The sequence below is a fragment of the Clostridium sp. genome, from assembly GCF_050717635.1.
Lineage (GTDB): Bacteria > Bacillota > Clostridia > Clostridiales > Clostridiaceae > Clostridium_AD.
The window spans coordinates 294,140-320,660 of sequence record NZ_JBOITO010000039.1 but is presented as its reverse complement, the minus strand read 5'-3'; the positions used below and the strand labels follow the sequence as shown (position 1 = coordinate 320,660).

23 protein-coding genes are annotated in these 26,521 nt (G+C 33.0%); 20 read left to right on the top strand and 3 right to left on the bottom strand.

Going from position 1 to position 26,521, the window contains the following annotated elements; all coding sequences use genetic code 11:
* Positions 1–45: 45 nt before the first annotated feature.
* Together ACREWB_RS20455 and ACREWB_RS20450 are read right to left on the bottom strand one after the other, a co-directional pair.
* Complete coding sequence (locus ACREWB_RS20455; RefSeq protein ID WP_431549308.1) at positions 46–741, bottom strand: response regulator transcription factor; 696 nt, start codon at positions 739–741, stop codon at positions 46–48.
* Positions 742–834: 93 nt separating this feature from the next.
* A complete protein-coding gene (locus ACREWB_RS20450) occupies positions 835–1,116 on the bottom strand; it encodes an SHOCT domain-containing protein (RefSeq protein WP_431549307.1) in 282 nt (93 codons plus the stop codon).
* A 219-nt stretch (positions 1,117–1,335) separates the two neighbouring features.
* Here ACREWB_RS20450 and ACREWB_RS20445 point away from each other — a divergent pair, with 219 nt between their 5' ends.
* The 20 genes from ACREWB_RS20445 (at position 1,336) to ACREWB_RS20350 (ending at position 24,694) form a co-directional block, all read left to right on the top strand.
* Positions 1,336–3,420 carry a methyl-accepting chemotaxis protein gene (locus ACREWB_RS20445; protein ID WP_431549306.1) on the top strand — a complete coding sequence of 695 codons (2,085 nt, stop codon included), beginning with the start codon at positions 1,336–1,338 and terminating at the stop codon, positions 3,418–3,420.
* A 213-nt stretch (positions 3,421–3,633) separates the two neighbouring features.
* Entirely contained in the window at positions 3,634–4,734 is a 1,101-nt protein-coding gene (locus tag ACREWB_RS20440) for a Gfo/Idh/MocA family protein (RefSeq protein WP_431549305.1), read from the top strand.
* Positions 4,735–4,752: 18 nt separating this feature from the next.
* Positions 4,753–5,673 carry a sugar phosphate isomerase/epimerase family protein gene (locus tag ACREWB_RS20435; protein ID WP_431549304.1) on the top strand — a complete coding sequence of 307 codons (921 nt, stop codon included), beginning with the start codon at positions 4,753–4,755 and terminating at the stop codon, positions 5,671–5,673.
* Positions 5,674–5,695: 22 nt separating this feature from the next.
* Positions 5,696–6,724 carry a Gfo/Idh/MocA family protein gene (locus ACREWB_RS20430; RefSeq protein WP_431549303.1) on the top strand — a complete coding sequence of 343 codons (1,029 nt, stop codon included), beginning with the start codon at positions 5,696–5,698 and terminating at the stop codon, positions 6,722–6,724.
* A 94-nt stretch (positions 6,725–6,818) separates the two neighbouring features.
* The gene (locus ACREWB_RS20425; RefSeq protein WP_431549302.1) at positions 6,819–7,667 is read left to right on the top strand and encodes an AraC family transcriptional regulator; all 849 of its coding nucleotides are present in this window, start codon (positions 6,819–6,821) and stop codon (positions 7,665–7,667) included.
* A gap of 18 nt (positions 7,668–7,685) precedes the next feature.
* Positions 7,686–8,177 carry a DUF6106 family protein gene (locus tag ACREWB_RS20420; RefSeq protein ID WP_431549301.1) on the top strand — a complete coding sequence of 164 codons (492 nt, stop codon included), beginning with the start codon at positions 7,686–7,688 and terminating at the stop codon, positions 8,175–8,177.
* Between the two features lie 32 nt (positions 8,178–8,209).
* Positions 8,210–9,229 carry a LacI family DNA-binding transcriptional regulator gene (locus ACREWB_RS20415; RefSeq protein WP_431549300.1) on the top strand — a complete coding sequence of 340 codons (1,020 nt, stop codon included), beginning with the start codon at positions 8,210–8,212 and terminating at the stop codon, positions 9,227–9,229.
* Positions 9,230–9,244: 15 nt separating this feature from the next.
* Positions 9,245–10,207 carry a CPBP family intramembrane glutamic endopeptidase gene (locus tag ACREWB_RS20410; protein WP_431549299.1) on the top strand — a complete coding sequence of 321 codons (963 nt, stop codon included), beginning with the start codon at positions 9,245–9,247 and terminating at the stop codon, positions 10,205–10,207.
* A 93-nt stretch (positions 10,208–10,300) separates the two neighbouring features.
* Positions 10,301–10,729: a nucleotidyltransferase domain-containing protein gene (locus ACREWB_RS20405; protein WP_431549298.1), complete on the top strand. Its 429-nt coding sequence runs from the start codon at positions 10,301–10,303 to the stop codon at positions 10,727–10,729.
* Positions 10,704–11,087, top strand: a complete 384-nt coding sequence (locus ACREWB_RS20400) for a HEPN domain-containing protein (protein WP_431549297.1) — start codon at positions 10,704–10,706, stop codon at positions 11,085–11,087. The genes ACREWB_RS20405 and ACREWB_RS20400 overlap by 26 nt, the downstream gene beginning before the upstream one ends.
* 178 nt (positions 11,088–11,265) lie before the next feature.
* The gene (locus tag ACREWB_RS20395; RefSeq protein WP_431549296.1) at positions 11,266–13,161 is read left to right on the top strand and encodes a beta-N-acetylhexosaminidase; all 1,896 of its coding nucleotides are present in this window, start codon (positions 11,266–11,268) and stop codon (positions 13,159–13,161) included.
* Between the two features lie 242 nt (positions 13,162–13,403).
* Positions 13,404–14,615, top strand: coding sequence for an ice-binding family protein (locus ACREWB_RS20390; RefSeq protein WP_431549295.1), 1,212 nt, complete (start codon positions 13,404–13,406; stop codon positions 14,613–14,615).
* Positions 14,608–15,273, top strand: a complete 666-nt coding sequence (srtD, locus tag ACREWB_RS20385; RefSeq protein ID WP_503417250.1) for a class D sortase, LPxTATN-specific — start codon at positions 14,608–14,610, stop codon at positions 15,271–15,273. Before ACREWB_RS20390 ends, srtD begins: the two co-directional genes overlap by 8 nt.
* 368 nt (positions 15,274–15,641) lie before the next feature.
* On the top strand, positions 15,642–16,877 hold the full coding sequence (locus ACREWB_RS20380) for a DUF3798 domain-containing protein (RefSeq protein WP_431549293.1): 1,236 nt from the start codon (positions 15,642–15,644) through the stop codon (positions 16,875–16,877).
* A gap of 96 nt (positions 16,878–16,973) precedes the next feature.
* Positions 16,974–18,602, top strand: coding sequence for a sugar ABC transporter ATP-binding protein (locus ACREWB_RS20375; RefSeq protein WP_431549292.1), 1,629 nt, complete (start codon positions 16,974–16,976; stop codon positions 18,600–18,602).
* On the top strand, positions 18,590–19,624 hold the full coding sequence (locus ACREWB_RS20370; RefSeq protein ID WP_431549291.1) for an ABC transporter permease subunit: 1,035 nt from the start codon (positions 18,590–18,592) through the stop codon (positions 19,622–19,624). The genes ACREWB_RS20375 and ACREWB_RS20370 overlap by 13 nt, the downstream gene beginning before the upstream one ends.
* A 3-nt stretch (positions 19,625–19,627) precedes the next feature.
* Positions 19,628–20,737: an ABC transporter permease subunit gene (locus ACREWB_RS20365; protein WP_431549290.1), complete on the top strand. Its 1,110-nt coding sequence runs from the start codon at positions 19,628–19,630 to the stop codon at positions 20,735–20,737.
* A 125-nt stretch (positions 20,738–20,862) separates the two neighbouring features.
* The gene (locus ACREWB_RS20360; protein ID WP_431549289.1) at positions 20,863–21,468 is read left to right on the top strand and encodes a TetR/AcrR family transcriptional regulator; all 606 of its coding nucleotides are present in this window, start codon (positions 20,863–20,865) and stop codon (positions 21,466–21,468) included.
* Positions 21,469–21,479: 11 nt separating this feature from the next.
* Positions 21,480–22,184, top strand: coding sequence for an ABC transporter ATP-binding protein (locus ACREWB_RS20355; protein WP_431549288.1), 705 nt, complete (start codon positions 21,480–21,482; stop codon positions 22,182–22,184).
* Positions 22,185–22,186: 2 nt separating this feature from the next.
* Positions 22,187–24,694, top strand: a complete 2,508-nt coding sequence (locus ACREWB_RS20350) for an ABC transporter permease (RefSeq protein WP_431549287.1) — start codon at positions 22,187–22,189, stop codon at positions 24,692–24,694.
* A gap of 84 nt (positions 24,695–24,778) precedes the next feature.
* Here ACREWB_RS20350 and ACREWB_RS20345 read toward each other — a convergent pair whose 3' ends face one another.
* Positions 24,779–26,521, bottom strand: coding sequence for an aldehyde ferredoxin oxidoreductase N-terminal domain-containing protein (locus ACREWB_RS20345; RefSeq protein WP_431549286.1), 1,743 nt, complete (start codon positions 26,519–26,521; stop codon positions 24,779–24,781).

The window sequence follows — 26,521 nt, the reverse complement described above, 5'->3', positions numbered from 1 at the left end:
TTTAGTTCACCTCACATTTTCATTGAAATTTATAGGAATAAAGGGTTAACCTTGGAATTTATATCCCATTCCATACACGGAAAGTATATATATTGGTTTTTTAGAGTCATCCTCTATTTTTTGCCTAAGGTTTTTAATATGAGTATCAATAGTTCTATCAAAACCATCATAATCAATCCCAAAAGCTTTATTTACTAATTGATCTCTTGAAAAAACCTGTCCTGGGTTAGTTAAAAGCACAATTAAAATTTTAAACTCATTTGAAGTTAAAGTAATAGGGTTACCTTGTTTTTTTACAATCATTTTTTCAATATCAATTTCAAGATCGCCATCATTAATAATTAATAGCTGTGCCAGGGGCCGCGTGTCTCTATATGTTCTTCTAATAATAGCTTTAACTCTACTAACAAGTTCTCTATTGCTAAAGGGCTTTGTTATATAATCATCAGCGCCTATGCCAAGACCTTCTATTTTATTATCTTCTTCAATTTTAGCTGTTAGCATAATAATGGGTACTGAAGAGGTAGCCCTAATCTTGTTACATACTTTTTCGCCAGAAATTTTAGGTAGCATTAGATCTAATATAATCAAATGTATTTGTTCGTTTTGAAATAGTTTCAGAGCCTCTTCACCATCTAATGCAGTTAAAACGTCGAAGCCTTCTTTTAATAAATAGGCTTCAATTACATTTAAAACTTTCTGTTCATCATCAACTACTAAAATTCTAATTGTATCATCCATTTTGTTCACTCCTGTATTTTAATGTAGTATGTATAGTATACCCTAGGGATAAATTTAATCCAATGCAGTATCAGAAAAACTAGGGTAAGTACCCTAGTTTTTCTGGTTTAAAATAATTTTCTTTTTAGCATACTCTTCCTCGTCCATTTCACCTTTAGCGAATCTTTCATTTAGGATATTCAATGCTGAATTATTGAATCCCAAATTATTTGATGACGATAAATTAGAATGTGGGTGATTTCTCATTAGTTTAAAAGCTAAGAAAGCTAATATTAAAAATATTAAAAATCCAAAACCCATCATTAGAAACATTCCTCCACCGCCATAGCCACCAAAGTGTCCATAACCAGAACCTGAAAATCCTCTACAAAACATATAAATAACCTTCCTCTCTATAAGTTTATAGTTACTCTTATAACATAATTTAATTATAGACCGTAATTGTGGAGAAAATATGAAGAGATAAATGATACAAAAAAAATGACGTCAAATTTTTAAAATGAAATATTTTATATGCAATTCTAGTTAAATAAAGGGATTTATAATTTTTTGTAGAATAATATAAATTAATATAAACAGTAAAGGAGCGTTGTTATGAAAATAAAAAAAACAAAAGAAATAAAAAGAATGAAAAAAGTAAAGAAAATAAAAAAATCTTCAATTAAGATAAGATTAATTATGATTCCTCTAGTTGTTATGTTTATATCAATTGCAATAATAGGTATTATATCTTCATGGTCGCTTAGATCAAGTTTGCTTAAACAGACAAAGGCAGATAGTGTACTCCTTGCAAATAAGGTAGCATCGCAGGTGGTTAATAACAAACTGTCTTTAAGAACCATTAATACAATGATAGAAGGTAAAATTAGAACGGCACAAAAAATTGTTATATCAAATAAGGACACTGTAAGTAGTGATATGCTGAAAAGGGTTGCAGAAAGCGCCAATGTAGATGAAATAGATTGGTATTCGGCCGAAGGAGTAATTATTTATTCAACTGTTGATTCTAAGATTGGAAGTAAGTCTGAAAGTGGTCAGGCTGTGGATAACTTTAGAGTAAGTGGAAAAAATGAGCTTATGGATCAAGTAAGAAAGGATTCAGGATCAGATAATTATAGTAAATATGGATACTTAAAGAATAGTGATAACACATTTATACAAATAGGCATAAATGGAAATGAAGTTGAAGCATTGACTAAAAAATTTAGTTATCAAACTTTAGTGGAAGGGTTAGTAGAAGATGAGAATATTGTTTATGCAGTTTTTGTAGATAAAAATTTGAATGTTGTTGCCCACGGAAACAAAGAAAAAATAGGGAGTAAGCTTACGGATGAAGGTAGTAAAATAGCTGCTGTAGATGGTGAAATGTATGCTTCCACTATTGATTATAAAACTGAGGGAAAAAATCCTAAAGTAATTATGGTACAGGATGTTATAGTACCTGTTGTTTTGGATGCAGAACGACTTGGAGCAGTTAAGCTTGGGATTTCAATGACAGAAGTTAATTTAGCTATAAATAAGAATATTATTATTATTCTAGTTTCTGGAATTATTGCTTTTGCTATTCTTGCTTTCTTCTCATTTAACACATCCAATTATGCCATAAAAGCAATTGGTAAGTTAAAAGGCGTTTTAGGAACTATGTCACTGGGTGATTTTACAAAAGAAATGCCTGAAGAGCTATTAAATAAAACTGATGAATTTGGAGAAATGGCCAAGGCCTTAGATAAAATGAAAAATGATATTAAAGGAATAATTAAAAATGTAGGAAATTCATCGGAGCAGGTAGCTGCATCATCAAAAGAATTAACAAGTAGTAGCTATCAGTTATCTGCAGTATCAGAGGAAATATCGAGGGCTATAGAAGAAATTGCAGTTGGAGCTAGTGATCAAGCAAAAGAAACAGAAGAAGGGGTTATAAATGTAAATGTACTAGGACAATGTATAGATAAAAACCAAGATATGATGGGCAAATTAAATAAAGCTTTAGAGGAAGTTAATAAGCAAACAAATGAAGGCTTTGAAACATTAAAATATTTAATTGAAAAAACAACAGATAGTAGTAATGCAACTAGCGATATACAGGTTACTATTATTCAAACAAATGAGAGTGCAGAAAAGATAGAGAAGGCTAGTGAAATGATTAAAAATATTGCAGAGCAAACGAATCTCTTAGCACTAAACGCTGCCATTGAAGCAGCTAGGGCAGGTGAAGCAGGACGTGGATTTGCAGTGGTAGCAGATGAAATTAGAAAATTGGCAAAGCAGTCCAACGACTTTACTGATGAAATTTCAAAAGTAATTGAAGAACTTTCGAGTAAGACTGAAAATGCAGTTGAGACTATGAAAAAAGTAGAGGGATTTACAGCAGCTCAGACTCAAAGTGTATATAACACAAATGAAAAGTTTGAGAGTATTTCTAACACTATGAAGAAAATGAAATCTATTATAGAAGCCTTAAATGAATCTGGACAAGAAATGGGTAATAAGAGAGAAGAAATTATAGCAATGATAGCAAACCTATCTTCTATTTCAGAGGGAAATGCTGCAAGCACTGAAGAAACTTCAGCCTCCGTTGAAGAACAAACAGCTTCTGTTAATGAAATGGCAAAAGCTAGTGAAATTCTAGCTGAACTTGCAGAAAACATGGAGAAAAACATAGCGAAATTTAAATACTAAAGCAATTTTATAAAAAGAAAAATAGGTGCTATCTATAGGTAATTAATTATCTATAGATAGCACCTATTTTTTTAATTAGAATTAAATAGCAATATTTGAGAAGATGTTAGCAAGCTATGGGGAGAAATAGGACTGAATAGGGTATAAAATAATAGATGTAAACGATAAATATTTATTAAACACTATATAAAAATTAGAGAGGCTGGTGTGATAATGGAAATAATAAATGAAGTAAAAAAATTGAAGATCGCAATAATTGGCTGTGGAGGTATTGCAAATGGTAAACACATGCCGAGTTTAGCTAAAATAGCTGAGATTGAAATGGTAGCCTTTTGTGATACTTACAAGGAAAAAGCAGAAAAGGCAGCTAAGAAGTTCGGATGTGAGTCTGCAAAGGTATATGTAGACTATAAAGAGCTTTTATTAGATAAAAGTATAGATGTAGTTCATGTATGTACACCGAATAGATCACATAGTTTCATTACTGTAGATGTTTTGGAAGCTGGAAAGCATGTAATGTGCGAAAAACCAATGGCGAAAACTTCAAAAGAAGCTAGAGTAATGCTCGAAGCTGCTAAGCGAACTGGTAAGAAATTAACTATAGGTTATCAAAATCGATTTAGAGAAGATTCTATGTATCTTAAGAAAACTTGTGAAAATGGAACTTTAGGAGACATATATTTTGCAAAAGCACATGCAATAAGAAGAAGAGCGGTTCCGACTTGGGGAGTATTTCTTAATGAGTTTGAGCAAGGTGGAGGCCCTTTAATAGATATTGGAACTCATGCACTAGATTTAACACTTTGGATGTTGGACAATTATAAACCTAAATATGTGGTTGGAAATGTATATCATAAACTTAGTAGTAAAAAGGATGCTGCAAATGCATGGGGCCCTTGGGATCCAGAAAAATTTACTGTAGAGGATTCTGCTTTTGGATTTATTACAATGGAAAATGGAGCAACTATAGTTTTAGAATCAAGTTGGGCACTTAATAGTCTTGATGTGGCAGAAGCTCAGACAACTCTTTGTGGAACAGAAGGTGGAGCTGACATGAAAGACGGCCTCAGACTTAATGGCGAAAATTTGGGTAAGTTATACGAAACTAAAGTTGATATGAATACTTCTGGAGTAGATTTTTATGAAGGAACATCTGATGATCCAGCAGATGTTGAAGCAAGGCAGTGGATAGATTGTATATTAAATGATAAGCAGCCTGTAGTAACTCCTGAGCAGGCACTTATAGTTACAGAAATACTTGAAGCAATATATGAGTCATCTAAAACAGGAAAACCAGTTTATTTAAATAAATAAGAGAGGAAGGGTGTTAATATGTATTTAGGATTTTTAACAGGATGTCTTGGAGGAATACCACTTAAGGAAAAAGCAAAATGGGCAAGTGAACAGGGGTTTAAAGCTTTAGAACTTTCTTGTTGGCCAAGGACTAATATTCGTGATTATTCAGGAAGTGAAATAGATGTAGCAAACTTTACAAAGGAAGATGCAGATGAAATTTTAAAATATTTTAAAGAATATAATTTAACTATATCTTCTCTTGCTTATTATGATAACAATTTGGATAAGGATTTAGAAAAGAGGAAGTTTGTAAATAATCATTTCAAAAAATGTGTTGATGCAGCAGTTTTACTTTCTGTACCTTACGTTGGAACGTTTATAGGAAGGAATATTGATAAATCAATAGAAGATAATTTTGATGAATTTGAGGTGGTATTTACTGATCTTACAGCTTATGCTGAAAACAAAGGAATAAAAGTTATGATTGAAAATTGTCACATGGTGGGATGGCAAGCACCTGGACAGCCAGGAACTATTTCCTTTACTCCAGAACTCTGGAGAGAGATGTTTAAAAGAGTTCCAAGTAAAAACTTTGGGTTAAATTATGACCCATCTCATTTAATTGGTATGCTTATGGATTATATTAACCCAATTAAAGAATTTAAGGATAGAATATTTCATGTACATGCTAAGGATACAGAGGTGCTTCAGAATAAACTTAAAGAGTATGGAGTGTTTAACAAACAATTAAGTACTAATGAGGGGTCTGGTTTTTGGGTTCCTAAAATGCCGGGACTTGGTCAAGTTAATTGGGAAAACTTTATTTCTGCGTTAAATGAAATAGGATATGATGGAGTAGTAAGTATTGAACATGAAGACCCAAATTATGAGGGCAGTGAAGAAAAGGTAAAAGAAGGTTTAAAGCTGGGTTTAGAATACTTAAGTAAATTGGTTTAACACTATTTAGGAGATGGGAAAAATGAAAATATTTAAAGTGGCTATTATTGGATGTGGAAATATATTTCCAATGCATGCAGGATCAATAAAGGAAATAGAAAACACAAAAATTGTTGCAGTTTGTGATGTTAAAAAAGCAAGAGCCATGGATAAAGCAAAGCAATATGATTGTAACTATTATACTGATTATAAAGAGATGCTATCAAAAGAAGAAATAGATGTAGTACATATATGTCTTCCTCATTATTTACATGCGCAGGCTTCAATATATGCTTCAAATCACGGCAAACATGTACTAACTGAAAAGCCAATGTCAATTAAACTCTGCGATGCAGAATCTATGATAAAGGCAGCTAAAGACAACAATGTTACTCTTGGCGTTATATTTCAAAATAGATATAATCCAGGATCTAGGCTCATAAAAAACACTCTGGAATCTGGAGAACTTGGAAAAATACTAGCCGGTAAACTTCAGGTTACTTGGAATAGGTCTGATGAATATTATAGCCAAAGTGATTGGAAGGGTACTTGGGACATGGAGGGTGGCGGAGTTATAATTGATCAAGCTATTCATACAATGGATTTAATGAGGTGGTTTGTTGATAGTGATATAGAATATATTGATGCAAATATAAGCAACAGAGCTCATGAAATAATAGAGGTAGAAGACTCTGCAGAAGGAGTTATAAAATACAAGAATGGAGTAGTTACGGCTTTTCATGCTATAAACTACTATACCTATGATTCGCCAGTAGAAATTGAGCTTCACTGCGAAAAAGGAATTGCAACTATGGTAGGAGATAGGGCTCATGTAAAACTTAATGATGGAAGAGAGTTCATCGCGGATACCAATACTTCAGAGACATTTAACTATGGAGATGGTGTTAAGGGTTATTGGGGCGTAAGTCATACAAAACAAATAAAAAATTATTATTCTTCAATTAGTGCTGGTCTTTCGCCAGATATAAATGGGGAAGAAGCTATAAAAACTCAAAAAATGATATGTGGCATCTATGAATCTGGAACAAAAAGAGTTAAAATAGAGTTATAGCAGAAATATTAAATAAGGTATACGAGTAAATGCTTGTATACCTTATTTGGTTGTAGGCAGTTTTATAGAAAATACAAGGTAATGGGGGGATATAATGCAGGGTAGCCTTGAAAAAACAGTGTTAGAACCGGATTTTCCTTTTAGACTATTTTTAAATGAGGGGTATTCAAGTACTTCTCACCATTTTCATGAAGATATTGAGATTATATATCTAGTAGAGGGCCTTGTTAAAGTAGCTATTAACAATGAAATATATAATTTAAACAAGGGAGATATACTCTTTATAGGAGCAGGTTCTGTACATTGTTTTTTTGAGGAGAGGGGACTTAGTACAAGAGCGGTAATACAATTTAGAATGTCCGTTTATGATACTTTTCTATATGGGGATGAGGATACTAAGAATATTAGGCCAACTTTCAATAAATCTATGCATCTTACCCCAGGAACACAAATACATTCACTAATGGAGAAACAGATACAAGGATTAATTAAGGAACATAGTGAAGCGAAAGAAGGATACAAGCTTTTTTTAAAAGGAAGATTATATGATTTAGCTGGAATATTACTCCGTTATATGCCTAAAGGTATATATTGTGAAGAATCAGAGAGTCGCCAAATGGAGAAACTTAATAGACTTTCGAAAGTATTTGAATATGTTGAAGAAAATTATCAAGCAGGTATTGATTTAGAAGAGATTTCAAAGGTTGCAGGTTTTAGTAAGTACCACTTTTCTAGGTTCTTTAAGGAGAACGCTGGGGTGACTTTTTTAGATTATTTTAATAATTTTAAAATAACAAAGGCAGAGTGGTTTCTTTACTATGATAAGAGCTCAATTTTAGAGGTTGCTTATAAGTCTGGTTTCAATAGTATCCAAACCTTTAACAGAGTATTTAAATGTTTAAAGGGATGTACTCCAATGGAATACAAAAAATCCATAAAATAGTTTATAGGGGGAAATAAAATGGATCATTTATATGAACAGCTAGTAAAAGCTGATAAAACAGGCTTTTATAAAACTGTACAGGTGGCAACATATGCATTTGGATTTATTGCTCTAGCAAGCATTACAGTAAATTATATTATATCAATAATATTAATAGTAGCGGCCGTGACATGCTTTTTTTATAAGAAAAAATTATATGTAGAGTATGAGTACCGATTTATAACTGGAGAAATCCAAATAGATAAGATAGTAGAAATGAAAAAAAGAAGTAAAATAGTTACCTTTAATATAAGAGAAGTGGCACTACTCGCATTAGAGGATAGTGATTATGTGAAAGATTTTTCTAACAAACCTGAGTCTATAGTAAAGTGTTATTCGAATACTTCAGAGGCAAGAGTATATATTGCAATGATTACAGAGGGAAACAATAAAATGCAACTAATGTTTATGCCGGATGAAAAGTTTTTAAATCTTTGTTATAGATCTAATCCGAGAGTAGTAAAAAAATAATTTTTAAAATTTAAATAGTGGAGGAAGTACCTATGGCAACCATAAAAGATATTTCAGATCGAGTAGGATTTTCTATAGCTACTGTTTCTAGAGTTTTAAATTATGATGAAACTCTAAATGTACCAGACAGTACGAAAAAAATAATTTTGGAAATTGCAGAAGAACTAGATTATGTAACACTTAGAGAAAGAAAGAATAAAAAGCAAGATTTTATTAAAATAGCAATTGTAGATAAATTAACAGACAAGCAACAATTGGAGGATCCATATTTTTTATCCATACGTAATGGAATCGAAAGACGTTGTTATGAAGAACAAATACAATATATAAGAATCAGAATTGGTCAAGATGTACAATATAATTTTCCAGAGGATTTAAGTGGAATTATTGCTGTAGGGAATTTTAGAAAAGAGGAAATTAAACTACTAGAAGTTTATTGCAATATAATCATTTTTGTGGATTCCTCTCCAGATGAAGATCTTTATGATTGCGTGGTATCAGATTTTGAAAAAGCGGTAGTGAATGCATTAGAATATTTGACGTCTATAGGTCATAAAGAAATAGGCTATTTGGGTGGACAGCTTCATAGCGATCCGAAAATGGCACTAGATTCTAGAGAACAAGCATATCGTGACTATATGGGTAAAATTGGAAGAATAGACCTTGATTATATAATGTTAAAGAAATTAAATCACTATGATAGATACAGTACGAATGCTGACGGATATATGTTAATGAAAGAGGCTTTGGCAAAAAAAAAGGTTCCAGCTGCATTTTTCATACAGAGTGATTCTATGGCAATGGGTGCATATAAGGCAATAAGTGAGGCTGGACTACGAATTCCAAGGGACATAAGTATCATTTCGTTTAATGATATATCTATAGCTAAATATATGTCACCACCATTAAGTACCATAAAAATATTCACGAAATTAATGGGGGAATCAGCTGTGAATTTATTTCTTGAAAGAATTAAAAATGGAAGAGATATCTGTAAAAAAGTTGTAATCCAAACAAAATTAAAAATTAGAGAAAGCTGTATTCAAAGATGAAGAAGGAGCGAATTTATGAAAAATAAAAAAATAATATTAGCTAATATTTTACTTCTAGCAGCCTTATCATTATTTATTTTAATACCTATTATGGCAAGTGTAATATTTGGACTAAATGGTGAGATAGACGGAAACACTTCACTAATCATTTCTGGTGCTGCGAGTATTTTAGCCCTTGGGGGAATTTCTTTATTATATTGTAAGATTACAAAAAGAAGTTTTAAAAATGTAATGGTTATTAAGAAAATTTCTCTAAAGCAAGTTATTACAATTTTGTTTGCAACAGTTGGTACATATATTTTTGCAATTGGTATTAATATGATAAGTATGAAGTTATTCAAAGTTGTAGCAGAGGATAGTAAGGTAATAACAGATTTGCTAAGCAATAGCTCAACACTGGTAGGACTCGTAGTGGTAGTTTTGATTCCAGCATTTTTTGAAGAGATATTTTTCAGGGGAGTTTTCTTAGATGCTTACGAAGGAATGAATATAAAATTAAAGTATTTTATAATAACCGCAATATTTGCAAGTTTTCATGGCAACGTAATGCAAATTATATATGTAATGTTTTTAGGGCTTGTTTTATTAAAGATACGTGAATATACAGGTTCCATATTAGGAAGTATGTTACTTCATGGAGTAAATAATGCAATATCCTTTAGTTTAAGCAAAGTAGCAATGGCATATACAAAACTTATGGAAAAAGGGGGCCTAGATCCAGTAAAGGAAAAGGCTAAAGCTGATGCAGCTAATATAGGACTTACAACAACACTAGTTGCTTCGTTTGTACTTTTTCTAGCTGGTGGGACTATATTATTTTTAAGCCTAATGAAACTTAAAGAAATTAAAGAGGAAAAGGAAGGTTTAGAATTAGTTAAAGAGGAAGATGTATATATTAGTAAAAAGCAATTTATACCACTAGCTATATATTTTGTTGTTATGACTCTACTGGTGGTTTCAAGTTATTATTTTAAGTAGTTGTTATTTTACCTAATAGCAATTAATGTTTACACTCCAAATATGGAGTGATACAATATATATAAAATACAAACAATAAGAAGGTGAAATATTATGATAGAATGTTTAAAAGATTTTTATACATTAGATAATATTTTTAATACAAGTAATAATACCGTCCATAAATTTAATAATTTTATTGGAAGGAATAATTATGAACGTATACATCCAGTTAAACAAAGGAAAGTCTATGAAATTGTTAATTTGTTATTAAAAGATAATGTTGGTAAGTATATAACTGATATTATAGTGTTTGGTAGTGCTACAACGCTTTTTTGTAGTAGCTTTAGTGACATTGATATAATCGTTTTAGGAGATTTTTCTGAGTTTTATCCTACTGTGGATTTATATCAATTTGGAGAAGTTGATTTGTTCGGATATAATAAACAAGTATTTTTAACTGATATGGAAAACAACAATTTTTATAAGAATGCTTGGGAGAAAGGGGTAAAAGTATATGAGCAATTATCTGCATCTAGCTAAGAGTGATTTAAAGTTTGCTAATTTTGGTCTTACTAATTGCACAGATGAAGTAGAAATTAATTATGCGGCTTATCATGTAAATCAAGCAATTGAAAAAATAATCAAAGCACTTTTAGAACTTAATGGAAATGATTTGACTGATAGGAAATATAAGACGCATAATATAAGTTATTTAATCTCGTGCCTTCCTCAAGGGACGGAGGTGCCTAATTTAATAATTGAAAGGAAATTTGAAATTATTAGATGGGTATCAGAGCCAAGATATAACGTTAACTTTAGAGAATCTAAAGAAGATATTCTAATTATTTATAATGCGACATTTGAATGGCTTAATCAAATTATGATAATGCAGAGTTAGTTGCTTATAGAAGTACTACCCTTAAATTGATATATTGGCATAATTGTGATAAAATGAAAGTAATAAAAGATACCCTATAGAGTAGCAATTTAAAAAAAGCCTACTTTACAGGGTATTTTTATGTGCAATTGACAAATTATTCTTATTATTCATAAAATACACAAAAGGGGTGGTAGAAATGGCTAGAAAACAACTTTTAATTGTTCCAATACCTGAACAAATTACAAATTATGAGGGCGCTTTTACATTAGCAAATGAAGCGTATATATATATAGAGGAAAAGGATAAACAGCAACTTTTTACAACCAGTAAGGCGTTAAAAAGTGCAATATATGAGTATACTTCTATTTCTGTTGATATCTTAACTGGAAGTGATAATTATTTAGAAAGTGGAATTTCAATAATAAGAGATAATAATCTTTTAAATGAAGAGTATAAACTGGAAATAAATAGGGGCGGAATTGTTATATATTATGGAACTATAGCAGGAGCATTTTATGGTAGTATGACGTTAAAGCAAATTATAAAGCAATATAAACGTTATATACCATGCATGACAATTAAGGATAAGCCTGATTTTAAAGTAAGAGGTGTAATGCTTGATATAAGTAGAAACAAAATTCCGCAAATGAAAACTCTGTTTAGATTAATTGATGTGTTTGCTGATCTTAAAATAAATCAGATACAACTCTATATTGAAGGGTTTGCTTTTGCTTATCAATCAATGCCTGATTTATGGAAGCATGAAAACCCAGTAACAGGTGAAGAGATTCTAGAAATTAATGCTTATTGCAAAGATAGATTTATAGAACTCGTACCTAATCAAAATAGCTTTGGGCATATGGAAAGCTGGCTTGAAAAGGATGATTTTAAGCATTTAGCTGAATCACCCGAAGGTTGTTTGGATGCATATGGATATAGTACTAAATCAGGTACCCTTAATCCAGAAGATCCAATGTCAATTGAACTTGTGGATAAAATATACGGAGACTTAATACCCTACTATACATCTAATCTTTTAAATGTTGGATGTGATGAACCCTTTGAACTGGGTAGAGGTAAAAGTAAAGAGCTCAGTGACAAAATTGGGATTGGGAATATATATCTTAATTATATTATGAAAATCTATGGTCTTACAAAGAAGTATAATAAAAGAATGATGATGTGGGGAGATATTATAACTCAACATCCTGAATTAATTCCACAACTACCAAAGGATATGATTGCATTAGAGTGGGGATATGAAAAAAACCACCCGTTTGAAGCGAATTGTAAAAGGTATTTTGAAAATAAAGTGCCATTTTACGTATGTCCTGGTACAAGTAGTTGGAATTCTATCTCAGGTCGTACAGATAATATGAAAGGTAGTTTATTAAACGCAGCAATAAATGGTAAAAAATATGGAGCTGAAGGATTCCTTATTACCGATTGGGGAGACAATGGTCATTGGCAATATTTACCTTTCAGTTTTCCAGGTTTTATATATGGAGCTGCGCTTAGTTGGAATGTGAAAAAAAATAAGAATGTAAATATAGCTGCTTATATCGATAAATTCATAACGCTCGATAATAATAATATAAGCGGTAAATTTATTATGGATCTTGGAAACTATTATAATATAGAAAAAGAATATTTATCTAATCGAACAAATATTTTCTCGATTCTATTTTCTAATAATGATGATTATAAATGGGTTGATAAGATAGAAATTGAAACATTGTTTGAAATTAAAAAATATGTTGATAAATTAATGAGTAGCGTTAAATTTTCTGATATTAGATGCGAGAATTCAGAGCTATTATATAAGGAACTTAAAAGTGCAGCTCAACTTATAAAAATTAGTGCAGATATAGGTATTGTAAAAAAACACATAAAAGGGGAATCTGAAAAAGCCGTATATAAAGATATAATCATCAGTACTATTGACCAGATGAGGGTACTTATTAAAGATTATAAGGAGATATGGCTTGCAAGGAATAGACTAGGGGGCCTTGAAAAAAGTATTTATAGATTAGAAAATACTTTAAGATATTATGAGTCATTGTTAATAGTAAAGGAGCTAACTTTAAGTTAGCTCCTTTCCCATTTTACGGGAATTTGTATTAGCAGGGAATAAGGGGAATAAACTAAACAATTCGTGCAATTTTTCATAAATGGGTGTATAATATAAGTTATTATGAAGATTATTAGTATATTTTAAGAAGTTTAATTTTAAAATTTTTATAAAAATATAATATGGTTAAAGATTTCTTTATAATTGTTATTATTATTAAAGGAATTAAGAGGAAAATTCAAATGAGAGGTGGATGTAAATTCATGAAAATATTTAATAAGATTAGATCTATATCGTTAATAGTAACAATATTGATGGTAGGTATGATTGCAAAACCTACAATAGTTATGGCAGCACAGCCTACAGTAAAGCTTGGAACAACTTCTGGCTTTGCAATTTTAGCCGGAACTGCAATCACAAGTACTGGACCCACTGAAATCAACGGAAGTGTTGGTGGAAATGTTGGGGGAGATGTGGGACTGTCTCCTGGTACTGCGTTTACCGAGAATAATAAAATAAAAATGAGCGGTGTTAAACACGTGGCTGATGATGAAGCAATGAAGGCTAAGGATGACTTGGTAACTGCATACGATGATGCAGCTGGAAGAAAGACCAACGAAACCATTGGTACTGAGCTTGGTGGTCAAACCTTGACACCTGGAACTTACGATTCAAAAGATGGAACTTTCGGGATAAAAGGCACTCTAACGCTTGACGCTAAGGGTGATCCCAATGCTGTCTTTGTATTTAAAACTGGGTCCACGCTTACCACAGAATCAGGAAGTAGAGTTAAACTTATTAACGGTGCTAGGTTCTGTCGGACCTTTTGGAAGGTTGGTAGTTCTGCTACATTAGGGACAAACTCTATTTTTGCGGGACATATCTTCGCATTGGAGTCCATCACAGCGACTACTGGTGCAGAGGTAGAAGGACAGTTGTTGGCACGCAATGGCGCAGTGACACTAGACAATAATAAAATTACAAATGGATTTTGTGAGCCCACACAGGATCAAGCTAAACTTAAAGTAATTAAACATGTTACTAATGATAACGATGGCAAAAAAGTAGCTTCTGATTTTAACTTGCACATAAAGAAAGCAGGTAATGACGTTGTTGCAAGCCCAGCACCTGGTAATGAGTCAGGAAAATCATATACGCTGGCTGCGGGAGACTATGTAATTAGTGAAGACAATATTGAAGGATATAGTGCAAGTTACAGTGGTAGTGATTCTAGTGGGAAAATAACTTTAGCCCCTGGCGATAACAAAACCGTGACTATAACTAACGATGATATTCAATTGACCCCAAGCGCTAATGGTAGTGACAAAGTTGAACAGCCTAGAGGAGATAAACCTACTGTTACAGGTGGTACACTTCCGGATACGTCTACACATTTGTATGAGGTACTTACTATGGGAGCTGCTTTAACGTTGCTTGGAGCCCTAGGCTGGATAAGCAGAAAGCGTTTTGAATAGAAAAAAACTATTAAGGAGAAAGCGCTCCTTAGTTAATATTTTAATTCTGGGATTAATAGTTTTAGGGATAGGATGTATGTGTTGGGCAATGTTTAATATATGGGAACAATCTCATTATCCTGACGATGCATTGCCTAGACCTAATACTTTTGATGCAGAGCAAAACAAGTTATCGAAAGACAGCAAGGTGCCGGTGGAATCAGATCCTGATATCGTTCTTACCAAACCAGATAAAAATCTTTACCCTATATATCCTGTGGAAGGTGACAATATTGGAACTCTTACGATACCAGCGTTAAAGAGGACAATACCCATTCTCCAGGGTACGGGAGATAACGAGCTTAAAAAAGGAGTAGGGCACTTTAGTCAAAGTGTACTACCCGGTGAAGGTGATAATTGCGTTATTTCGGGACATCGTGAGACGGTCTTCAGAGGAATAGGTAATTTAAAGATAGGTGACAGGGTGATTATAAAAACATCGGCGGGTACCTTCACTTATGAAGTAAGGGAAACCCGAATAGTCCATGCAGATGACAAAACAGTCATCGTACCTACAGACAATGCAGTTCTTACAATGACCACCTGCTATCCCTTTAATTTTATTGGAAGTGCTCCAGACCGATACATTGTATCTGCAGATTTAGTAAAGAACAAGTAACAGTAGAAATATAAAACCCTAGAGAGAGAAGTAGCCTTCTTGGTCTAGGGTTTTTAGCTGATTATAAATATATCTTATGAGTATATATATGTGGTATAATAAACTTTAATTGTAAAAAAAAGAATAAAAAGGAAGCATTTGTATCGAGATGAAAAAATGCTATGGATTTTGTTTTATTGCTGGAGGATTCATTTTGAAAGATTTTCAATTTGAGGCAGTTGTCTTTATTATGCATTAACTCCCCTAGACTATGAAATAGTCTAGGGGAGTTTTTTCTGGATTAAGTATAATATTTATATATTAACAATATATATTAATATGTTAATAATTTTAATTTCATGATATTCAAAAAAAAAGGGGGATTCTAGATGTTAAAAAAAACTTTAGCAATTGGGTTAAGTCTAATTCTTATGGCTAGCTTAGCCGGGTGTGGCGGAAATAAAACGCCAGTTGAGACTGAAAAAAAACCTACTGAGACTGTAGAAAAAAAGATGCACATTGGTATTGTTACTGGTACTGTATCACAGGGTGAGGATGAGCTTCGTGGTGCGGAAGCAATGATTAAAAAGTATGGAGATGCTGCCACCGGCGGAATGATAAAGCATGTTACTTATCCAGATAATTTTACGCAAGAGCTAGAAACTACTATTGGAACAATTACTGGTCTGGCAGATGATGAAGACATGAAGGTAATCGTGGTAAATCAAGCAATTCCAGGTACTGTTGCAGCATTTCAGCAGATTCGTGAAAAAAGACCTGACATATTACTTTTAGCTAACTCTTCTCAAGAAGATACTGCAATGATTGAAGCAGCTGCTGATTTGGTTGTAGATCCTGATAACGTAAATCGTGGATATCTTATGATACTTGCTGCAAAGAAAATGGGTGCGAAAACATTCGTTCATATTTCATTCCCTAGACATATGAGTATAGAACTTCTCTCATTAAGAAAAAGTATTATGGAGGAGGCTTGTAAAGACCTAGATGTTAAATTTGTGTTTGAAACAGCTCCAGACCCAACTAGTGATGTTGGAGTTCCAGGAGCACAACAATTTATTCTTGAAAAAATGCCTGCATGGGTTGAAAAATATGGAAAAGATACAGCATTTTTCTGTACAAATGATGCTCAAACAGAGCCATTATTAAAACGTGTTGCTGAATTGGGTGCGATATTTGTTGAACCAGATCTTCCTTCACCAATAATGGGATATCCGGGAGCGTTTGGTATAGATTTAAAAGCAGAGGCTGGAAACTGGCCTGCAATACTTAAAAAAGTTGAAGAAACTGTAGTTGCTAAAGGTGGATCAGGAAGAATGGGTACATGGGCATTTTCTTATGGATATACAGCTACTGAGGGTTTAGTAGAATATGGTAAGAATGTAGTAGAAGGTACAATGCAAAAGGACTCTCTTAGTGATGTACTAAAGGCTTTTGGTCAATATACACCAGGAGCTGAGTGGAATGGATCATTGTATACAGACCGAGTTAGTGGTAACGAAATTAAGAATCATGTAATGGTTTATCAAGATACTTATGTATTTGGTAAAGGATATATAGGAAACAGCAAAGAAGTAGTTCCAGCAAAATATAAAACTATAAAATAAAATAATGTATGACTATAACCAAATAAGTGTAAATTGCTTTGCCTGCATATGTGTGCAAAGCAATTTTTCTTATGTTGGACATAAGAGGTGAATTTATTGTCTACAGAAAATGAACTACTTAAAGTAGAAGGTGTTGGCAAAGAGTATGATGGAAACAGGGTGCTTAAAGATATAAATTTCACACTTGAAAAAGGAAAAATATTGGGACTTGTAGGAGAGAATGGAGCAGGTAAATCTACCCTTATGAATATTTTATTTGGTATGAAGGTTATTTCAGAAACTGGTGGATACGAAGGGTCTATTTATTTAAATGGAGAAAAAATTAACTTTAAAAGCCCAGTGGATGCTTTAAAAGCAGGAATAGGAATGGTACATCAAGAATTTTCACTAATACCTGGCTTCACAGTAGGTGAGAATGTACTTCTTAACATGGAAAAGACTAAGAAAAGTTTGATTTCAAAAGTCCTAGGTAGAAGAGTGGAGACCTTAGATTTACCAGCAATTAGAAATAGTGCTAAAAAGGCTATAGATACATTAGGGGTTCAATTAGATACAGAAACTTTGGTATCCGAGATGCCCGTTGGACATAAACAATTTATAGAAATAGCTCGTGAAATTGACCGTAGTAAGGTTAAGCTTATTGTATTGGATGAACCAACAGCAGTACTTACAGAATCTGAAGCTGAAATTTTACTAAAATCCATGAGGTTACTTGCTGGCGCTGGTATATCCATTGTATTTATATCTCACAGACTTCGTGAAATAACATCTATTTGTGATACTATTGTTGTACTTCGGGATGGGTTAGTTGTGGTAGAGACGCCATCAGAGGGTGTAGACGTAAGGCAAATCGCTGAATGGATGGTAGGTAGAGATGTTAATACAGAAGGCGAAAGGCTTATTAAGTCCGTAGCTAAAATAAATGAAAATGATATTATTTTTGAAACTCGAAATCTTTGGGTGGACATGCCGGGTGAAATCATAAAAAATGTGTCATTAAAGGTACGCAGGGGTGAAATATTAGGTATTGGTGGTCTTGCAGGTCAAGGTAAGCTTGGAATTCCTAATGGAATTATGGGGCTTTTTGTAGCCGGTGGGGAGATTTTTTTCGAGAATAAACCTCTCCTTTTAAATAATACTCTAAATGCTCTAAAAAGCGGAATAGCTTTTGTATCTGAGGACCGTCGGGGAGTTGGACTACTTTTAGATGAACCTATTGATTGGAATATTGCTTTTAATGCCATGCAAGTTCAAAATAAATTCCTCAAACGTTATTTAGGAGGAATGATTAACTTTCGAGACGAAAAAGCTATGAAAATCTGTGCCTTAGAATATATAAAATCATTAGAAATTCGGTGTACTAGCGGACGCCAAAAGGCAAGGAATTTGTCAGGTGGAAATCAACAAAAGGTTTGCCTTGCAAAGGCATTCGCAATGAATCCAAAACTACTTTTTGTGTCTGAGCCTACACGAGGAATTGATGTTGGCGCAAAAAAATTGGTTTTAGATGCATTAAGGAAATATAACGCAGAAAACAACACAACTATAGTTATCATATCTTCAGAGCTTGAAGAACTTAGATCTATTAGTGATAGGATAGCTATTGTTTGTGAAGGGAAAATATTTGGTATTCTGCCACCAGAAGCTCCAGTAGTTGATTTCGGATTATTAATGGCTGGAGAAACCAAAGTAAGCGAAGAAGGTGAAAAAGAATGGCTGAAATAAATAAATTCATCAAAAATTTTGGATGGCCTCGCATCATCATCGGGCTTTTCCTACTAGCATTATTTATTGTAGCTCCAATTTTCGGCGTAAGGGTAGATACATCTTTAAGTGATGTTATTGTGCGTTTTGGTATGAGTGGAATCATGGTGCTTTCTATGGTGCCTATGATTCAATCAGGATGTGGTTTGAACTTTGGTATTCCAGTTGGACTTATATCAGGAATGATGGGAGCTGTGGTGAGCCTTGAGTTTAATCTGACAGGCATTGCAGGTGTTTTAGTAGCCTTTTTGATTGGAATAGCTATGGCTGCAGTTTTAGGTTTTCTTTATGGACTGCTACTAAATCGTGTTAAAGGCGATGAAATGATTATAGCCACCTATGTGGGATTCTCTTTCGTCTTTGTAATGAACATATTGTGGCTTAAACTTCCCTTTAAAAATCCAGCAAGTGTTATGGGTTTCAAAGGCGAGGGACTCAGAACCACAATTAGTCTTGAAGATTACTGGATACATGTACTTAGTGATATCTTCAAAATACCAGTTTCAAAATACCTAATTATCCCTACAGGAATGATTTTATTTTTTAGTCTTATGGCTTTGATAGTTTGGGGATTTTTTAAAACAAAGCTTGGTACCGCTATTACAGCAGTGGGCTCCAATCCCGATTATGCAAGGGCTTCGGGAATTAACATTAACAAAATGAGAGTAGTATCAGTTATGTTGTCAACAATGCTAGCAGCAATAGGTATGATTGTTTTTGAACAAAGCTTTGGCTTCGTTCAAATGTTCAATTCACCCTTAGCATTTGTATTTCCATCTGTGGCGGCAGTGCTTCTGGGAGGCGCTTCAGTTAATAAAGCAACAATTATCAATGTAGTTATTGGAACATTTTTATTTCAAGGTATTTTAACTATGACGCCGTCGGTAATAAATAGTGCAATCAATATTGACATGTCTGAAATCATTCGAATAATAGTCTCTAACGGATTGATTGTATATGCTTTGACGCGGAAAGGGAGGTAGGTCATGAAATTTGATAAAAAAAAGATAGGACCATTACTTACGGGTAGCGTTGTGCCATTAATGTTTTTAATTCTCAGCATAATAGCAATACCACTATCGCAGTTTTCTACAGGATATTTAGTGGAGCAAATTATAACCAGGCTGGCAAGAAACTCTTTCCTAGTATTATCACTGCTACTTCCTATTATGGCGGGAATGGGTATCAATTTTGGAATGATTTTAGGTGCCATGGCAGGTCAAATTGGACTTATTTTTATCACTGACTGGGGTATTACAGGAGCTCCAGGGCTCATACTAGCGGCACTTGTTGCAGCCCCTATAGCTATTGGTCTTGGATATTTTTGTGGCCTAGTACTAAATAGGGCTAAAGGTCGTGAGATGATTACTTCCATGATTTTAGGTCTTTTTATTCTAGGTGTTTATCAATTCTTTCTTTTATACGTGTGTGGAACTGTAATTCCGTTTAAGACTAATGGAATGCTACTTTCTAAAGGATATGGTGTACGTAATGCTTTGAACCTTAATGTAGCTAAAGGATTTGATAACCTAATTTTAATGAAAATAGGTGATATAAGCATTCCAGTAGGAACATTTCTTATTATAGGTTTGATTTGTGTTTTCACGGTTTGGTTTCGAAAAACAAAACTGGGTCAGGATATGAGAGCTGTAGGACTTGACATGAATGTTTCTGATACGGCAGGGATTGCTGTTGATAAGATTCGTATTCAGTCCATTGTAATTTCAACAGTCCTTGCTTGCTTTGGACAAATTATTTATCTTCAAAATATTGGAACTATGAACACTTATAATGGAGCGGATCAAGCAGCACTTTTTGCAGCAGCGTCACTGTTAGTTGGTGGTGCGACTGTTACTAAAGCTTCTATTCCAAATGCCCTTGTTGGTACTGCGCTGTTTCATTTAATGTTTATAGTTATGCCCATGGCAGGTAAATACATTACTGGATCCGCTATGATTGGGGAATACTTCCGTATGTTTATATCTTATGGGGTTGTTACCTTAGCACTAATTCTCCACGCTTGGAAACGTCAAAAGGATAAAGAAATGGAAAGGCATAGTTTTCAGTTAGCCATGGAAAAAGAATCTGCTAAATAAATGTTAAAATTTACACCCCAGGGGTAAAACTGACCCCTGGGGTGTATTGCGTAAAAATTGAGTAAAAATGCTTTGAAGTTTCTTTCTAGTTATAGTATAATGTAAAAGAGAACGGAGGTTTTCTAATGCAGTATTTGAAAGAAGAAGTTAGAAAAAATATATCAGAAGAAGCTTTAAAAGAATTTAAACAAATGGGATATAAAAGCACATCTATAAGAAGTATAGCAAAAAACTCTCATACATCTGTTGGGAATTTTTATAAATATTTTAAGAGTAAAGATGATTTGTACCAGAAATTAATAAGTCCTGTGTATGATAGGTTAATGGATTATATAAATCAATTTAATAGTGTGGAAATAAATGAAAAGGCCGATGAAATTTTTAATGAATTAATGGAAAAAATATTAGAAATATTCAAAGAGAGAAGCACAGAAATCACGATATTACTTAATAAAAGCGAAGGTTCCGTATATGAAAATTGTAAAAAAACCTTTACGAATTTTATAACTAGAATAGTTTCAGAGAAAATGAAATATGAACTATCGATTCAAAATAAAAGACTTAATAATAATTTTATAATATATCTTTTATCTTATAACCTTGTGGAAAGTATTTCTATCATTCTAAGAGAGAAACAAGATGTCCTAGAAGTGAGAAAACTTATCCTTGATATAATTGATATATTTTATAGTAATATTATGGGCAAATTAGATTTTAAAAATATAGATTAGGAGATTAAAAGATGAAGAATTTTATAGAACTCAAAAATGTAAAAAAAACATATCATATGGGAGAAGTTATAATTAAAGCAGTGGACGATGTTTCATTTTCTATTGAAGAGGGTGAATTTGTAGTGGTTATTGGGGCTAGTGGTGCAGGGAAAACTACTATACTTAATCTTTTAGGGGGAATGGACCAAGTTACTAGCGGAAATATTCTTGTAGATGGTAATGAAATAAGTGGGTACAACAAAAAAATGCTTACAAAGTATAGGCGTGATGAAATAGGATTTGTATTTCAGTTTTACAATTTAGTGCAAAATTTAAATGCAATTGAAAATGTAGAGCTTGCAGTTGAAATATGCAAGAATCCCATGGACCCTGTGGAAGTACTTGAAAATGTTGGACTAAAAGATAGAATGAAAAATTTTCCTTCGCAACTTTCAGGAGGGGAACAGCAAAGAGTTTCTATAGCAAGAGCACTTTCGAAAAACCCTAAGTTACTTCTTTGTGATGAACCTACTGGTGCGCTTGATTATAACACTGGTAAATCAATACTTAAGCTATTATCTGATACATCAAAAAAACAGGGTATGACTGTCATAGTAATTACACATAATTCTGCGTTAACTCCAATTGCAGATAAAATCATAACAGTGAAAAGTGGTAAAGTCGAAAGTGTAGTGAAAAATAATAATCCGATGTCCATAGAAAAGTTGGAGTGGTAATAATGAAAAAAACATTTTATAAAAATTTATTTAGGGATATTAGAAAGACATTTTCCAGATTTTTATCTATAGTAATAATTATTGCACTGGGAGTAGCATTTTATGCTGGCGTTAGAGCTACTAGCCCAGATATGAAAAAATCAGCAGACTCTTATTTTAGTGAAACAGAGTTTATGGATTTTAAATTAATTTCTACACTTGGACTCACGGAGGATGATGTATTAGAAGTCCAAAAACTAAAGGATATAAAAAGTGCAAAGGGGTCATTTTCATTAGATGCAGTAATTGAAAAAGACAAAAGAGCATTGGTGGTTAATGTTAATTCAATTCCTTCTGTTGATGGAATAAATAGCATGAAAATCCTCACAGGAAGAATGGCTCAGAATAATAATGAAGTAGTAGTTGAAGCTGGATTCTTAAAAGATAATAAATTTAAGATAGGGGATGCTATAGAACTTAAATCAGGAAAAGATACTAATATAGATGAAGACTTAAAAAATAGTACATTTAAAATCGTAGGAACGGCACTGTCACCTCTTTATTTATCAGCTCAAAGGCAGTTAAGCTCTGTGGGAAATGGATCAGTTAAGGGATTTATTTATATATTACCAAAGGTTTTTAAAAGTGAAGTGTTTACAGAGATATACGTAAAATCTAATATGGTCGAATCAAAAGACAGTCTTTTATTTAATGAAGATTATAAGGTGAAATCTAAGACTATAGAACAAAATCTCAAAGAACTTGGAGCTCTAAGAAGTAAAATTAGGTACTCGATTAAATTAAAAGATGGAGAAACAGAAATACAGAAAAATAAAGATAAAATAAATGGTATTAAAGCACCCGACTTCTATGTGCTAGGACGTAATGCTAATGTAGGATATGAAACTTATAGACAAGACAGTGATAGAATAGACAATATAGGTAAAGCCTTTCCACTTATATTTTTCCTAGTGGCAGCACTAGTTAGTCTTACAACTATGACTAGAATGGTTGGAGAAAATAGAACTGAAATAGGAACTTTAAAGGCCCTAGGGTATTCAAGAATGGCCATAGTTTCCCACTATTTAATATATGCACTAACAGCTAGTATAACTGGCAGTGTATTAGGTATATCCTTTGGGTTTAGGCTTTTCCCTCCACTTATTATGAATGCGTATGCGACGCTTTATTCTATACCGTATTCATTAACGCCTTTTAACGGGAGTCTTGCACTACAGTCTTCATTAATTGCTATATTATTCACTACTATAGCTGCTGTTCTTGCAACCCTTGAAGAGCTAAGAGAAGCACCAGCATCACTAATGAGGCCAAAGCCACCTAAGGCAGGAAAAACTGTATTACTTGAAAAAGTAACTTTTATATGGAAAAGATTAAGCTTCACAAACAAAGTTACGGCAAGAAATATATTTAGATATAAACAGAGATTCTTTATGACGGTAATTGGAATTGCTACCTGCACAGGACTTATAGTAACAGGTTTTGGACTTAAGTCAGGGATAATAGGGGCTGTAGAGAGTCAATTCACAAAAATATATACCTATGATATGCTGTCAACACTTAGGAGTGATATAGACGTTAATGAGAAAAGTAATATAAAAAATAAAATAATGGAAGATAAGAACGTAAAATCGGTTTTATTCACATATACCAAAAATGGAACAGTAAATCTAAGTAAATCTGGAACAGAAGATGCATACGTGATAGTTACAGAAAATGCAGTGAAGATTAATAAGTACATTAATCTTTCAATGAAGGACAAAAAACTGAATCTAACAGTAGACGGCGTAGTTATTACACAAAAGCTATCAAAACTTACTAATAAAAAAATAGGTGACACACTAGAAATAACCATGAATGATAAAGTGGTAAAAGCCAAAATTACGGGTGTTACAGAACATTATTTGCAACATTACATTTATATGAGCTCTGATTATTATAAGAAACTCACAGGAGATACACTGAAATTCAATGGTTTTTATGGACTTATAAAATCAACCTCTGATAGCGCTGAAACTAGTACAACAAAAATACTAACAGCCATAAAAGATGTAGGATCTGTAAGTTATAAAAATAAAAGTCATTTTGATTTCAATAAAACCACAAAGAGTATAAATTCAGTGGTTCTAGTATTAATTATATCTGCAGGTGTTCTTGCCTTTGTTGTAATATATAACCTTACAAATATAAATATCAATGAAAGAAAAAGAGAATTGTCTACAATAAAGCTTTTAGGATTCTACGACAATGAACTTGCCTTATATATATATCGTGAAAATATTATATTAACGATAATAGGTAGTTTAACTGGAATAGGTGTAGGATTACTCCTAAACAATTTTGTAATTAATACATCAGAAACTAATGTAATGATGTTTATGAGAAAGATTGATCCTATTTATTTCCTGTATTCAGTGTTACTTACAATTTCCTTTTCTATAATTGTAAATCTAGTCATGTACAGAGAATTTGGTAATATAGATATGATAGAATCACTTAAAAGCGCAGAATGATATTGCTGGTTTAAAGTAAAGGTAATTAGTTTAGAAAAAAAACAAAAACACAGAGAAATCTGTGTTTTTGTTTATTACCCTCAGTTATAACAATTTTTCAATTTTCTCATTATAGAGTGTAATCATTTTCTTCATTGTATTTTCATCCACCAAGGTTTGTCTCATGCCTGTTGTTTCAAAGAATCTCTTAGGAATTTTGACTGCTAATAAATCAAAACCTAGCATCTTCTTTATCCTGAGTTTGGTCTTGTAATTCTCCAGTGCAATATTGGAAAGATCGTCACTAGTATACTCATATCCAACAGAATTTAGTGCTAAGAGAATTGTATCTCTATCATATACTTTTCTTGCAAAAAGACATCCAACAAGGGAATTTATTATATTTCTTTCAATTTCTTCTTTTAAAATTTTATCTACTACTTCTTCAGGTGAGAAGGTTCCAGATTGATCAACGCTATAGCCACCGTTGCATAAATGAGAATGTCTGGCACCTACAGCAGAGCCAAGTACAGACCCATATCCTGTATGATAACCAGCAGTTTCATTTCCTGCGTAATGCATAGCATATTCTTGTCCGCCATATGTTTCTGATGCTATTTTTGAGCCTTGTCCGAGTATATGATAGAATTTATTTTTTCTTGAAGATATAAATTCTATAGCTTTAATATAATTGTTTTTATTTCCAAACTCAAGAGGCAAAATGATATCATCAAGTGTCACAAGAGAATTAGAATATGCTTCTGTAGCCCAACCTAAACAAACTCCGCAGGATATAGCATCAAGACCTGCTTTTTCAACAGCTTCGATAACCTCAAGTATTTCATCGGTGGAATATATTCCAAGGTAACTACCAAGGGCGAAAATGAGTTCATAGTCGTAACTGACATTGATATTTTCATATTCGTAACCTTCATCATCGAATTCTTTTCTAAACTGCCCGATATGAATGCACCCAACTGGACAGCCAGTACATGCAGTCTTTCTAACAAGATTTTTACTGGCAAATTTCTCCCCACTTATTGGCTCAGAATCTTCCATATGAGTAGAAGAAAGGTTTTCGACTGGTATGCCTCCAAGTTCATTCATTGAATTAACTCCGCCAGCGGTACCAAGGTCGTGATATTTTTTCATCATATCTGTGGCAGTAGCTTTTTTATAAATTGTTTGATAGGCTTTAAAATATTTCGGCATGTCTATTATAGGAATATTGCCTTCTCCCATAATGGAAATGGCTTTTAAATTCTTGCTGCCCATAACGGCACCAAGTCCAAGTCGTCCAAAATGCCTATAAGTATCAACACATACTGAAGAATAATTTACAAGATTTTCACCCGCTTCGCCTATTCGAAGTATACTTCTCTTACCAGCACCAATTTCCCTTTCACGAATAATTCTTCCGGTGTCATCATTATTCATACCCCATATTGCAGAAGCATCTTTAAATTCAACAGAATTATTAGAAATTGAAAGATATATTGGAGAGTTACTTTTACCTGTGATTAAAAGTGCATCATAGCCTGCGGACTGGATTGCCATAGCCATACGTCCTCCAGCGTAGCTTTCTCCTAGTTCTTTTGTGAGTGGGCTATAGAACATGGCTACAGTCTTCGTAATAGCTGGAAAAATTGTTGAAATAGCACCAATTGAAAATATAATTGGTTGACTTTCATGAAAAACATCCTTGTCTGCTTGAATATTATCTTCTAGAAGTTTTGAGGCAACTCCAACTCCACCAAGATATTTTGTTAAATCCTCTCTATTTTCAACTAAAATCTTGTGATTGGTTAAGTCGATATTAAGAACTCTTATATGATTTTTATATAACAT

Coding starts and splice junctions, on each gene's coding strand:
- ACREWB_RS20350 (WP_431549287.1), top strand. CDS start 22,187: ATGAAAAAAACATTTTATAAAAATTTATTTAGGGATATTAGAAAGACA.
- ACREWB_RS20380 (WP_431549293.1), top strand. CDS start 15,642: ATGTTAAAAAAAACTTTAGCAATTGGGTTAAGTCTAATTCTTATGGCT.
- ACREWB_RS20435 (WP_431549304.1), top strand. CDS start 4,753: ATGTATTTAGGATTTTTAACAGGATGTCTTGGAGGAATACCACTTAAG.
- ACREWB_RS20450 (WP_431549307.1), bottom strand. CDS start 1,116: ATGTTTTGTAGAGGATTTTCAGGTTCTGGTTATGGACACTTTGGTGGC.
- ACREWB_RS20430 (WP_431549303.1), top strand. CDS start 5,696: ATGAAAATATTTAAAGTGGCTATTATTGGATGTGGAAATATATTTCCA.
- ACREWB_RS20355 (WP_431549288.1), top strand. CDS start 21,480: ATGAAGAATTTTATAGAACTCAAAAATGTAAAAAAAACATATCATATG.
- ACREWB_RS20360 (WP_431549289.1), top strand. CDS start 20,863: ATGCAGTATTTGAAAGAAGAAGTTAGAAAAAATATATCAGAAGAAGCT.
- ACREWB_RS20395 (WP_431549296.1), top strand. CDS start 11,266: ATGGCTAGAAAACAACTTTTAATTGTTCCAATACCTGAACAAATTACA.
- ACREWB_RS20345 (WP_431549286.1), bottom strand. CDS start 26,521: ATGTTATATAAAAATCATATAAGAGTTCTTAATATCGACTTAACCAAT.
- ACREWB_RS20425 (WP_431549302.1), top strand. CDS start 6,819: ATGCAGGGTAGCCTTGAAAAAACAGTGTTAGAACCGGATTTTCCTTTT.
- ACREWB_RS20445 (WP_431549306.1), top strand. CDS start 1,336: ATGAAAATAAAAAAAACAAAAGAAATAAAAAGAATGAAAAAAGTAAAG.
- ACREWB_RS20415 (WP_431549300.1), top strand. CDS start 8,210: ATGGCAACCATAAAAGATATTTCAGATCGAGTAGGATTTTCTATAGCT.
- ACREWB_RS20440 (WP_431549305.1), top strand. CDS start 3,634: ATGGAAATAATAAATGAAGTAAAAAAATTGAAGATCGCAATAATTGGC.
- ACREWB_RS20455 (WP_431549308.1), bottom strand. CDS start 741: ATGGATGATACAATTAGAATTTTAGTAGTTGATGATGAACAGAAAGTT.
- ACREWB_RS20410 (WP_431549299.1), top strand. CDS start 9,245: ATGAAAAATAAAAAAATAATATTAGCTAATATTTTACTTCTAGCAGCC.
- ACREWB_RS20400 (WP_431549297.1), top strand. CDS start 10,704: ATGAGCAATTATCTGCATCTAGCTAAGAGTGATTTAAAGTTTGCTAAT.
- ACREWB_RS20365 (WP_431549290.1), top strand. CDS start 19,628: ATGAAATTTGATAAAAAAAAGATAGGACCATTACTTACGGGTAGCGTT.
- ACREWB_RS20420 (WP_431549301.1), top strand. CDS start 7,686: ATGGATCATTTATATGAACAGCTAGTAAAAGCTGATAAAACAGGCTTT.
- ACREWB_RS20390 (WP_431549295.1), top strand. CDS start 13,404: ATGAAAATATTTAATAAGATTAGATCTATATCGTTAATAGTAACAATA.
- ACREWB_RS20405 (WP_431549298.1), top strand. CDS start 10,301: ATGATAGAATGTTTAAAAGATTTTTATACATTAGATAATATTTTTAAT.
- ACREWB_RS20370 (WP_431549291.1), top strand. CDS start 18,590: ATGGCTGAAATAAATAAATTCATCAAAAATTTTGGATGGCCTCGCATC.